Raw genomic sequence first — 11,508 nt, 5'->3', positions numbered from 1 at the left:
CCGGCGGGGCGGTCGTTGCGCATAAGTCAGCCAACGGCTACGCCCGCCCCGCCTTCGCGATCGCGACACAGCGCCGTGCCAGTATCGCTGTGGGATCAAGCAGCGCCACGCTGCGATCGCCCAACTGAAATGTCGAGTTTTCCTGCAAGAGCAAAGGCAATTCGGTGCAGCCCAATATCACCACTCTGGCGCCGGCATCGACCAGGTGCTCCAACGCCTGGATCAGATCCTGCCGGCACTGGCCCTCCAGATAGCCGGCTTTCACGCCGTATTTGCCGTAGATTGCGCGCATGACCAATGCCTGATGCGCATCGTTGGGCACCAGCAATTCAAACGGCGCGCCGGCGGCGGCCTCGTGATAAACGCGGCTGCCGACCGTTCCGTCGGTAGCCAACAGGCCGACGATCCGCTCGCCGCCATGGTGCCGGGTGATATGGCTTACGGTCTCTTGCAGCATATTGATGATCGGCACCTCGACCTGCCCGCGTATGCGTTCGATATACGCGTGAGCGGTGTTGCACGGAATGGCGATCAGGTCGGCCTGATTGGCTTCGAGGCGCTTGCAGGCCGCATAGATTGCCAAGGTCGGGTCCTCCCCGTCGCCGATCAGGTTGGCCGTGCGGTCGGGAATTTGCGGATTGTGCTCGACAATTAATTTGACGTGATCCTGATCCCGCCGCGCCGCCGTGTTCGAGATAATCTTCTCCATGAAATCAACCGTCGCCGCGGGGCCGACTCCGCCGACGATACCGAGCTTGAAGGAGCGCGGCGGCCTTGGCTGGCGCATCTCCAAGGCGTAATCGACGTATGCCTGATTGCTGTCCATCACCGGCATGCCGGCTGTCCGCAACAAATTGGAGACCATCGCGATCTCCGTGGCGCCCGGCACGATCAGCTCGGCCCCTTGCGCCATCAAGTCGCGGCACGCTTCCAGCAGCAAGGCGATCGAACGCGGCGATCGATCGTCGTTTTTCAGTCCCGCCGCCCCGTACACGGCCTCCATCACGCAACGCAGCTGGATTGCCGGCTGCGGATAGACCAGGCGGTAGCCCTCCGGCTGCAGATGGTGCTCGAACAGACGCTGGCCTAGCACGTAATCGGACGTCAGCACGCCGATGGTTGCGGCGCGCGGGACGTCTTTTCGAAGTGCGGCCGATACGGCGTCCATCAGCCCGACTATGGGCAGACTCAATTCGGTCTGCAACTGATGCAGGAACGTGTGGCTGATAAAGCACGGCAGCATCACGCTGTCGGCGCCCAGTTGCTGGTAGTGCTGCACCATGTCATAAATGTAGAGCATGCGCCGGTTGAGCTCGGTGCTGCCGTCGACCGGGAAACGGCTGTGCTCATACAGGACGCGATAGGCGTCATGGCGGCTGTGGCGCGCGATACTTCGTACCATTTTCCCGTGTACGTCGGCACCGGCCAGCGCGCCGAGGCCGCCGATGATGCCTATGCACTGGACGTCGTTGCCGGACGATGGAGTGTGAGATGTGAGTGACATGGACCTGTGGTATCTGGGAGACATTTCCGTACGATATCTCGCCCCCGGCCTCCAGTTATGCAATTTAGAACTGACCCTATGCGACGCAAGCATAGGAGAATGTCGGACGGAAACCACGTAGCCGCAACACAAACGGATTTGGACAGCATGGATATTAAATGGTTGGAGGATTTTCTGAGCCTGGCGCAGACACGCAACTTCTCGCGTTCTGCCCAGGAACGCAACGTGACGCAGTCGGCGCTCAGCCGGCGCATCCGTTCGCTGGAAGCCTGGGTAGGCGCCGATCTGGTCGATCGCAGCACCTACCCGCTGATCCTGACGCCCGCAGGCAAACTGTTCAGCAATTCCGCGGTCGAGGCCATGCGCCTGCTGAACGACACCCGCGCCCTGCTGCGCGTCGAGAACAAGGATGAAAACATGCTCAGCATCTCTGCCGGGCACACGCTTTCGCTGAACTTCCTGCCCAAGTGGCTGCAAACCGTCGAGGCGCGCTTCGGCCAGTTGCGCACCCGCGTTTTGCCCACGAACGTGCACGACTCCGTGCTGTCGCTGGTCGAAGGCAACTGCGACCTTTTGCTCTGCTACCACCACTCCGACCTGCCCATAGAACTCGACCCCGCGCGCTTCGAATATATCAATCTCGGCGGCGAGCTGGTGCTGCCTGTTTCCGCACCCAAGCGCAGTGGGTTTGCCGCATTTTCGCTACCGGGAAGCCGGGTGGCGCCCACCTCGCAACTGGGCTATACCGCCGGTTCGTTTTTCGCCCGCGTCGTCGAACGCATCGTCGCCCGGGTCGACCAGCCCTGCTTCCTGGTGAACAGCTACGAGTCCGACCTGGCGGAGCTGCTCAAGACCATGGCACTCTCCGGCCTTGGCCTGGCATGGCTGCCCGAGAGCTGCATCCGACGCGAATTAACAGAAGGGAAACTGGTGGCGGCAGGCGGCGAACAATGGAACATGACATTGGAGATACGCCTGTTCCGCGCTATCGACAACCGCAAGCCGGCGCTGCTGCGCCTGTGGGAAAATCTTCAGCGGCACTGAATCGGTGCGCTGCCTCCCCAAAAAATTGCATTCCAGCAAAGCATCAATGTATGTCGAATTAGCATAGTTTGGCCGCGCCCTCTCCCTAGAATGACTTCCATCAACCGCAGTGCAGCGCGGCGACATGTGCAAGTACAACTCAACGGGAGAGACCAACTATGTCTGCGGCAACGAGAACCGAACACGATCTACTGGGCGAACGCGCTTTGCCCCACCACGCGTATTACGGCATCCACACGCTGCGCGCGCTGGAAAACTTTCCGATCACCGGCACGCCCATTTCGCATTGGCCGGATCTGATCGTCTCGCTGGCTATGGTGAAACAGGCTGCGGCCGTCACCAATTTCAAGCTCGGCCTCCTGGGTGAAGAACACCTGGACGCCATCGTCGCGGCCTGCCAGCAAGTCATCGACGGACAATTCCACCAGCACTTCGTGGTCGACATGATACAAGGTGGTGCCGGAACCTCGACCAATATGAACGCCAACGAGGTGATCGCCAACCTGGCCCTGGAACTGCTGGGGCAACCGCGCGGCGCCTATCACGTCCTGCACCCGAACCAGCACGTCAATCTGAGCCAGAGCACCAACGACGTCTATCCGACCGCGCTGAGGCTGGCGACCTACCGCGCCATGGGCGGCCTGATCGCGGCGATGGATGTGCTGAAGCGGGCATGCCGCGCCAAATCCCATGAGTTCGCAAACATCATCAAGATGGGACGGACCCAATTGCAGGATGCCGTGCCCATGACCCTGGGCCAGGAATTCGGTACCTATGCCGTGATGCTGGGCGAGGACCAGGACCGGCTGCGCGAGGCTGCAATGCTGATGTGGGAAATCAATCTGGGCGCTACGGCGATCGGCACCGGCATCAACGCACACCCGGATTACGCGCAGCTGGCCTGCGCGGAGCTGTGCCGCATCAGCGGCGTGACTTTGTCCAGTTCGCCCGACCTGATCGAGGCGACGCAGGACGTGGGCGCCTTCGTCCAGCTCTCCGGCGTGCTCAAGCGGGTGGCGCTGAAGCTGTCGAAAATCTGCAACGACTTGCGGCTGCTGTCGAGCGGGCCGCGCGCCGGTTTCGGAGAGATCAACCTGCCGCCTATGCAAGCCGGTTCCAGCATCATGCCGGGCAAGATCAATCCGGTGATACCCGAAGTGGTCAACCAGATCGCCTTTGAGGTGCTGGGCAACGACATCACCGTCAGCTTCGCCGCGGAAGCCGGCCAGCTCCAGCTCAACGCGTTCGAACCCATCATCGGCTACAGCCTGTTCAAGAGCATCAGCCACCTGACCGTAGGATGCGAGGTGTTGGCCACCCGCTGCATCAACGGCATCACCGCCAACCAACAGCACCTGCAAGACACGGTGGAGCGCTCCATCGGCCTGGTGACCGCGTTGAATCCCTACATAGGCTACGAGGCCGCCACCGCCATCGCCCAGCTCGCGCTGAGCAGCGGCAGAGGGGTGGCCGAACTGGTCGTCGAACAAGGCCTGATGACCGCCGGAGAGCTGAGACAACTGCTGCAACCGGATCAGTTGACCAGGCCACGTCCTCAGCCGCTGGCCACGCTGACCTAGCACCAAGCCAGCCTTTCCTTTTCACAGAACTTACAGGCGACCTCGCAGCCGCCAGGGGGAGACACGCGCCCGCAATTTGTAAAACGCGGCACCAGCAGTTCGAGCACCGCATTGCCATAACTATTCAATTTTTCAACACTGGGAGAACAAATAAAACAACTGGCCACCTGCTTCGCCTTGGGCGCATGCCTGTGCGGCGCCGCCTCGGCGCAATCTAACGTCACCATCTACGGCATCGCCGACGCCGGCCTGGTGCGCGACACCGGCGGCGCTGCCGGCAGCGTCAGCCGTGTCAGCAGCGGTGTCGGTTCGGGCTCGCGGCTGGGCTTCAAGGGGAAGGAAGACCTGGGCGACGGCCTGAGCGCCTTCTTCCAATTGGAGAACGGCTACAACATCGACACCGGCAGCGCCGGCCAGGGCGGCCTGCTGTTCGGCCGCCAGGCCTTCGTCGGCCTGGCCGGCAAGTTTGGCGCGATCTCGCTGGGACGCCAATACTCGCCGCTGTACACGACGCTGCGCGATGTGGTCGATCCGTTCGAGATCGGCCTGGCGGGCAACGTCACCAACATCATCCCCGGCAACACGCGGGTCGACAACATGGTCGAATACAAGACGCCGCGCTACGCCGGCTTTGCCGCCGACCTGGCCTATGGCGCCGGCGAAACCGCCGGCAACAGCGCCAAAAACCGCACGCTGGGCGCCGCGCTGAGCTATGCCGACGGACCGTTCAATGTCACGCTGACCAACCACATCAAGGAAAACGCCGACGCCAGCGATAGCGCGCGCTACAGCCTGCTGGTGGCGAAATACAAGGTCAGCCGCTTCAGCGTCGACCTCGCCCACGGCGTCACGCGCGGCGCGGCAGGCGCCCGCAGCAGGGACGACGTGCTGGGCGGCACCTGGACCGAGGGCGTGCACACGCTGCTGGCCTCCTACATCCGCCACGACGACCAAACCTCGGTCAACAAGGATGCGCGCCAGTGGGCGGCAGCCTACCTGTACGCGCTGTCCAAGCGCACCGACCTGTATCTGAGCTACGGGCACATCAGCAACCACAACGGCGCCAGCTACACCGTCGGCAACGGCACCGATACCGGCACCGGCAACACCGGCACCGACATCGGCATCCGCCATCGCTTTTAATCTTTCCAGACAGAGGACCTCATGAAACTCACCAAACTGATCGTCATACTGGCCGCCGCCATGCTGGGCCAGGCACAGGCGCAAGACAGCGCCACGCTGAAGAAAATCAAGGATAGCGGCGCCATCACGCTGGGCGTGCGCGAATCGTCCATCCCCTTCTCCTACCTCGACGGCAAGCAGGAATACCAGGGCTATTCGCTCGAGCTGTGCACCCGGATCGTCGCCTCGATCCAGAAGCAGCTGGGCATGAGCAAGCTGAAGATCAACCTGAATCCGGTCACCGCCGCGACCCGGGTGCCGCTGATGGCGAACGGCACGATCGACCTCGAGTGCGGCTCGACCACCAACAACGTCGAACGCCAGAAGCAGGTCGCATTCAGCCCCACCACCTTCCTGACCTCGACCCGCCTGGTGGCCAAGAAGTCGGCCAACATCAACAGCTTGCGCGACCTGCGCGGCAAGACGCTGGTGTCGACCTCCGGCACCGCCAACCTGAAGGAACTCAGCGAAATCAACAACATCAAGAACCTGGGCATCAATATTGTGACGGCCAAGGACCACGCGGAAGCGTTCCTGATGGTGGAAACCGGCCGCGCGGCGGCGTTCGGCATGGACGACATCTTGTTGGCCTCGCTGGCGGCCAGCTCGAAAAATCCCGACGACTACGTCATCTCGCATGAATCGCTGTTTGCCGAGCCCTACGCGTTGATGATGCGCCGGGACGACCCCGGCTTCAAGAAGGCGGTCGATGGCGCGCTGACCGAGATCTACGCTTCCGGCGAAATCAACCGTATCTACGCCAAGTGGTTCCAGTCGCCGATTCCACCGAAAGGCATCAACCTGAACTGGCCGATGAGCGAGGCGCTCAAGCGCAACTTCGCCCATCCAAGCGATTCCGGCGAACCCGGCGCCTACCGCTGATCACCAGGGAGCATGAGGAGACTATGAATTACAACTGGAACTGGCGCATCTTCGGGGAGCAGTCCCCCGACGGCATGGGCACCTACTTTGACAGCTTCATGCACGGCCTGGCGTGGACGCTGGCGACAGCCGTGCTGGCCTGGCTCATCGCCCTGCTGATTGGCGGCCTGATCGGCAGCCTGCGTACCATGCCGAACCGAAGGGTGAACTGGCTGTGCAATGCCTACATCGAGCTGTTCCGAAACGTTCCGCTGCTGGTGCAAATGTTCCTGTGGTACTTCGTTTTGCCCGAGTTGCTCCCCGCATCCATGGGCGACTGGTTGAAGCAGCTGCCCAACGCGTCGTTTGTCACGGCCGTGCTATGCCTGGGCAGCTATACCTCGTCGCGGGTCGCGGTGCAGGTGTCGGTCGGCATCCATGCGCTGCCGCGCGGGCAGCGCATGGCCGGCACCGCGCTGGGCCTGACCTTGCTGCAGACCTACCGCTACGTGATCCTGCCGATGGCGCTGCGCATCATCATTCCCCCCCTGACCAACGAGTTCGTCAACGTGGTCAAGAACAGCGCGCTGGCCTTGAGCATAGGCCTGATGGAATTGACGGCCCAGGCCCGATCGATGCAGGAGTTTTCATTCCAGGTATTCGAGGCGTTCACCATGGCGACGGTGATGTACCTGGCGATTAACCTCGGCATCGTCAGCCTGATGGGGCTGATCGAACGGCGTACCGCCGTGCCGGGCATGTCCCTGCCGGGACGGAGGGTGAAGCAATGACGGGCTTTGATTTCGGCGTGATCGCCGACTCGCTGGACTATCTGTTCCGCACCGGCATGGCCTTCACCTTGCAGCTGACCGGATTGGCCATGGTGGGCGGCATTGTGATCGGCACCCTGCTGGCGTTGATGCGCCTGTCCGGGCTGCGCCTGGTCGCCGGTGCGGCCGGCCTGTACGTCAACACGATACGCTCGATCCCGCTGGTGCTGGTGATTTTCTGGGTGTACTTCCTGGTCCCCTATCTGGGGGCGTGGTTCTCCGGCTCGTCCGAGCCGGTGAAGGTGGGGCCGTTCGCCTCGTCGCTGGTGACTTTCGTGCTGTTTGAATCCGCCTACTACTGCGAGATCATGCGCGCAGGCATACAGTCCATCCCCCGCGGACAGTTGGCGGCGGCGCAAGCGCTGGGCATGAACTACAGGCAGATGATGGGCAACGTCGTGTTGCCGCAGGCATTCCGCAACATGATTCCCCTGCTGCTGACACAGACCATCGTGCTGTTCCAGGACGTGTCGCTGGTGTATGTGTTGTCGCTGACCGATTTTGTCGGCGCCGCATCCAAGGTCGCGCACCGCGACGGCCGCCTGGTGGAAATGTATTTGTTTGTCGCGCTGGTGTACTTCGTTTTGTGTTTCAGCCTGTCCACCTTGGTGAAGAAACTGAACCGCAAGCTGACCATCCTCCGCTAACCGCAATTGAAAGCAATCCCATGATTAAAATAGACAAGATAAGTAAATGGTATGGTCCGTTTCAGGTGTTGAACCAATGCTCCACCATGGTCAACAAGGGCGATGTGATGGTGGTGTGCGGTCCTTCGGGTTCCGGCAAATCCACGCTGATCAAGACCGTGAACGGCCTGGAACCCGTTCAGCGCGGCAGCATCTGGGTCGACGACATTCCGGCGCACGATCCCAAGACCAACCTGGCGCAGCTGCGCGCGCGCATAGGAATGGTGTTTCAGAATTTCGAACTGTTCCCCCATCTGTCGATCCGCGACAACCTGACGCTGGCCCAGGTCAAAGTGCTGGGCCGGCCGCGCGACGAAGCCACCAGCAAAGGCCTGGCCTATCTGGACCGGGTGGGGTTGCTCGGGCAACAGGACAAGTTTCCGGGACAGCTATCCGGTGGGCAGCAACAGCGGGTGGCGATAGCCCGCGCGCTGGCGATGGATCCGATCGCGATGCTGTTTGACGAGCCGACCTCGGCGCTGGATCCGGAAATGATCAACGAAGTGCTGGACGTGATGGTCGAGCTCGCGCGCGAAGGCATGACGATGATGGTGGTGACGCACGAAATGGGATTCGCCAGGCGCGTCGCCAACCGCGTGGTGTTCATGGACCAGGGCTGCATCGTCGAAGACTGCGGGAAACAGGAGTTCTTCGATGCGCCCCGGTCAGAGCGCGCGCGCGATTTCCTGCGCAAGATCATCCATTGACAGCGTCCCGTCAGAACGCACCGACATAGTTTTCCGCCAATGCCGTCGCCATCGCGCGCGAACTGACCACGCATTCCAGTTCCGCGCGCTGCACCTCGCGCTTGAACGGCGTGGCGTCGGCAAAGGTGTGCAGCAGGCTGGTCATCCACCACGAGAAGTATTCGGCGCGCCAGATGCGCTTCAGGGCCGCCGCCGTGTAGCCCTGCAGCCGCTCTTCGCTGCCTTGGCGGTAGAATTGCTCCAGCCCCTGCGCCAGCAGCTGCACGTCCGACACCGCCAGGTTCATGCCCTTGGCTCCGGTCGGCGGCACTATGTGCGCCGCGTCGCCGGCCAGGAACAGGCGGCCCGACTGCATCGGCGTCGAGACGAAGCTGCGCATGCCGATGATGTTTTTCTGGAAGATGCGGCCTTCGTTGACCCGCCAGCCGTCGTTGTTCTCCAGGCGCGCATGCAGCTCGGCCCAGATGCGGTCGTCCGACCAGTTGTCGACGTGGTCGGCGGGATCGCACTGGAAGTACAGCCGCTGCACCGTCGGCGTGCGCGTGCTGACCAGCGCGAAGCCGCGCTCATGCCGCGCATAGATCAGTTCATCGGACGATGGCGCCGATTCCACCAGGATGCCGAACCAGCCGAAGCCGTAGGTGCGCTGGTAGTCCTGCCGCCCCTGCCCCGGCATCGCCGGCCGCGTCACGCCGTGGTAGCCGTCGCAGCCGATGACGAAGTCGGCCTCGATGCGCGCCGCCTCGCCGCGATGGGTAAAGCTGACCGACGGCGTGGACGTTTCGACGCCATGCAGTTCCACCCCGCTGACTTCGAACAGCAGTTCTCCCTGTGCCGCCAGCCGCGCCGCCACCAGGTCCTTGATCACTTCATGCTGCGGATAGACGGTGATGGATTTTCCGGTCAGCTCGGTCAGGTCGATGCGGTGGCGCCGGCCGCCGAAGGCCAGTTCTATGCCGTGGTGCAGCGCGCCCTCGGCCTGCATGCGGGCGCCGACGCCGGCGTTGTTGAGGATGTCCATGGTGCCTTGTTCCAGCACGCCGGCGCGGATGGTCGCTTCGATGTCGGCCTGGCTGCGCGACTCCAGCACGATCGATTCGATGCCGTTCAGATGCAGCAGATGGGATAGCAGCAGGCCCGCTGGGCCGGCGCCGATGATGGCTACCTGGGTACGCATGATGTCTCCGATATGGTGTAAGTGTGCAGCCATCGTAGCGCCGGGGGGCGTTAAAAAAAATGGATGAAACAGCATAAAACTTGTACTATTTCGACACCTCTTCACTTTCCCGGACCTTCCCGCCCATGGCCCGCAACGCAAAACCGGCACTGCCCGATGTTCCGCAATTCGGCCTGTACGGCGAGCAGGCACGGGGAGAAAATGCCGAATTCGTGCACATCGAGCTGATCGAAACCCGCAGCCGGGTGCACCACTGGCATATAGACAAGCACACGCACAGCGGCTTGTTTCAGGTACTTTTCCTCTACGGCGGCGAGGTCAGCGCCAGCGTCGACGGCGCCGTCTGGGAATGCAGCGCGCCGACCGTCATCACCATCCATCCCTCGGTGGTGCACGGCTTCGACTTCTCGGCCGAGGCCCACGGCTATGTGCTGACGGTGGACCAGAACGTGGTGTTTGCGGCGGCGGAAAACCATGGCGACCTGTATTCCTCGCTGTTTGTGGAGCCGCTGGCGATCGACCTGGCCGGCCAGCCGGAACTGCGCGCGCGCCTGGAATCGCTGCTGCAAGACCTGCTGACGGAAGCGGCCTGGCCGCAGTACGGCCACACCTTGATGCTGGAGTGGCTGGCGCGCAGCGCCCTGCTGCTGCTGGTGCGCCTGCATGCGGAGCGCCGCCTTGCCGACCAGTCGGGGCGCAGCGATTTTGAACTGTTCAGCCGCTTCCGCACCGAGGTGGAGCGGCGCTACAAGGAGCAATGGCAGGTCGGCCAGTATGCCGAGGCGCTGCGGGCGACGCCGACCCGGCTCAATCGCCTGTGCCTCAAGCTGTCCGGCAAATCGGCGTTCGACATCACCCAGGACCGGCTGATGCTGGAAGCCTGCCGCAAGCTGACCTACCTGCCCGCCAGCATCGCCAGCATCGCCTATGAACTGGGATTCCAGGATCCGGCCTACTTCAGCCGCCTGTTCAAGAAGCGCATGGGCCTGACGCCCAAGCAGTTCCGCAGCGCCTGACGCTGGAGTTACAACAAGGCGTTCAGCTCGACCTGGATCTTGATCAGCGCCGGCAGGCAGCGCTCGATCATCTGCTCCAGCGGCATGCGACCGGCGTGCACGCTGATGTTCATCGCCGCCACCACCTCGCCGCGGAAGTTCTTCAGCGGCACGGCGATGGTGCGCAAGCCCAGCTCCAGCTCCTGGTCCACCAGCGCATAGCCCTGCGCGCGGGTGCGCGCGATCTCCAGCGCCAGGCGCTCCTTGTTGACGATGGTGTGCTCGGTGATCCGCTCCGGCTGCGCGCGCTCCAGGAAGGCGTCGATCTGCGGCTGCGGCAGGTGCGCCAGCAGCACGCGGCCATTGGCCGTGCAGTAGGCCGGCACCCGGGTGCCCGGCTGCAGCGTGACCGACACCAGCTGCCCGGCGCTGACGGCGGCCACGCACACCAGCTGGTCGTGATCGAGCACGCCGGCCGATGCCGCCTCGCCCAGCGCATAGGCCAGCCGGTACAGCAAGGGCTGCACGATGCGCGGCAGGCGCGCCGAATGCAGGTACGACTGGCCCAGCCGCAGCACCATGGGCGTCAGCGCGAACTGCTTGTTCTCGTGCCGCATATAGCCCAGGTGGGTCAGCGTGATCAGGTAGCGGCGCGCGGCCGCCCGCGTCAGGCCGGTGCGCTCGGCCACTTCGGCGATGGTCAGGCGGCTGCGCTCCTGGTCGAAGGCGGCGATCACCTGCAAGCCTTTTTCCAGTCCGGCCACCATATCGCGCTGGGCGGGAATCTCGTGTTCTGTGTCCATGGCGAAGAAATCCGGGAATTTGTGCGAGTATCGCACATTTTGTGCGCATAGCGGATATCATCCGCCGCCGGCATATTGTGGCGCGGCGCCCCATTTCATACCATGGCTTCCACGCATACCACAGCAACCATCAGGAGGC

General features: G+C 62.8%; 11 protein-coding genes. 8 read left to right on the top strand and 3 right to left on the bottom strand.

The annotated features are described in order from the left end of the window. Positions 1-37 precede the first annotated feature (37 nt). Positions 38-1,504 carry an aspartate/glutamate racemase family protein gene (locus tag ACCD07_RS03375; RefSeq protein ID WP_413446501.1) on the bottom strand — a complete coding sequence of 489 codons (1,467 nt, stop codon included), beginning with the start codon at positions 1,502-1,504 and terminating at the stop codon, positions 38-40. 147 nt (positions 1,505-1,651) lie between these two features. Between ACCD07_RS03375 and ACCD07_RS03370 the strand changes: the two genes are divergently transcribed. From ACCD07_RS03370 to ACCD07_RS03340, 7 genes are all read left to right on the top strand, one after another. Continuing rightward, positions 1,652-2,548 (top strand): LysR substrate-binding domain-containing protein, encoded by an 897-nt coding sequence (locus ACCD07_RS03370; protein WP_413446500.1) that lies wholly within the window; start codon positions 1,652-1,654, stop codon positions 2,546-2,548. A gap of 158 nt (positions 2,549-2,706) precedes the next feature. After that, positions 2,707-4,128, top strand: coding sequence for an aspartate ammonia-lyase (locus ACCD07_RS03365; protein WP_413446499.1), 1,422 nt, complete (start codon positions 2,707-2,709; stop codon positions 4,126-4,128). A 177-nt stretch (positions 4,129-4,305) separates the two neighbouring features. Continuing rightward, complete coding sequence (locus ACCD07_RS03360) at positions 4,306-5,271, top strand: porin (protein WP_413446498.1); 966 nt, start codon at positions 4,306-4,308, stop codon at positions 5,269-5,271. Positions 5,272-5,292: 21 nt separating this feature from the next. Further along, on the top strand, positions 5,293-6,192 hold the full coding sequence (locus ACCD07_RS03355) for an amino acid ABC transporter substrate-binding protein (RefSeq protein WP_353397821.1): 900 nt from the start codon (positions 5,293-5,295) through the stop codon (positions 6,190-6,192). 23 nt (positions 6,193-6,215) lie between these two features. Beyond that, a complete protein-coding gene (locus ACCD07_RS03350; protein ID WP_353397818.1) occupies positions 6,216-6,962 on the top strand; it encodes an amino acid ABC transporter permease in 747 nt (248 codons plus the stop codon). Beyond that, the gene (locus ACCD07_RS03345; protein WP_176650306.1) at positions 6,959-7,648 is read left to right on the top strand and encodes an ABC transporter permease subunit; all 690 of its coding nucleotides are present in this window, start codon (positions 6,959-6,961) and stop codon (positions 7,646-7,648) included. Before ACCD07_RS03350 ends, ACCD07_RS03345 begins: the two co-directional genes overlap by 4 nt. A 20-nt stretch (positions 7,649-7,668) precedes the next feature. Then, positions 7,669-8,394, top strand: coding sequence for an amino acid ABC transporter ATP-binding protein (locus tag ACCD07_RS03340; protein ID WP_176650305.1), 726 nt, complete (start codon positions 7,669-7,671; stop codon positions 8,392-8,394). A gap of 10 nt (positions 8,395-8,404) precedes the next feature. Here ACCD07_RS03340 and ACCD07_RS03335 read toward each other — a convergent pair whose 3' ends face one another. Then, complete coding sequence (locus tag ACCD07_RS03335) at positions 8,405-9,571, bottom strand: 4-hydroxybenzoate 3-monooxygenase (RefSeq protein ID WP_413446497.1); 1,167 nt, start codon at positions 9,569-9,571, stop codon at positions 8,405-8,407. A 125-nt stretch (positions 9,572-9,696) separates the two neighbouring features. Here ACCD07_RS03335 and ACCD07_RS03330 point away from each other — a divergent pair, with 125 nt between their 5' ends. Then, positions 9,697-10,587: a helix-turn-helix domain-containing protein gene (locus tag ACCD07_RS03330; protein ID WP_413446496.1), complete on the top strand. Its 891-nt coding sequence runs from the start codon at positions 9,697-9,699 to the stop codon at positions 10,585-10,587. Between the two features lie 8 nt (positions 10,588-10,595). Here ACCD07_RS03330 and ACCD07_RS03325 read toward each other — a convergent pair whose 3' ends face one another. Then, positions 10,596-11,369 carry an IclR family transcriptional regulator C-terminal domain-containing protein gene (locus ACCD07_RS03325; protein WP_176650302.1) on the bottom strand — a complete coding sequence of 258 codons (774 nt, stop codon included), beginning with the start codon at positions 11,367-11,369 and terminating at the stop codon, positions 10,596-10,598. Positions 11,370-11,508 lie beyond the last annotated feature (139 nt).

Origin of the sequence: Duganella sp. Dugasp56 (assembly GCF_047304105.1) — a bacterium.
GTDB classification, from domain to species: Bacteria; Pseudomonadota; Gammaproteobacteria; order Burkholderiales; family Burkholderiaceae_D; genus Rugamonas; species Rugamonas hordei.
The sequence above is the reverse complement of the archived record's forward strand: the minus strand, read 5'-3'. Positions and strand labels throughout refer to the sequence as shown.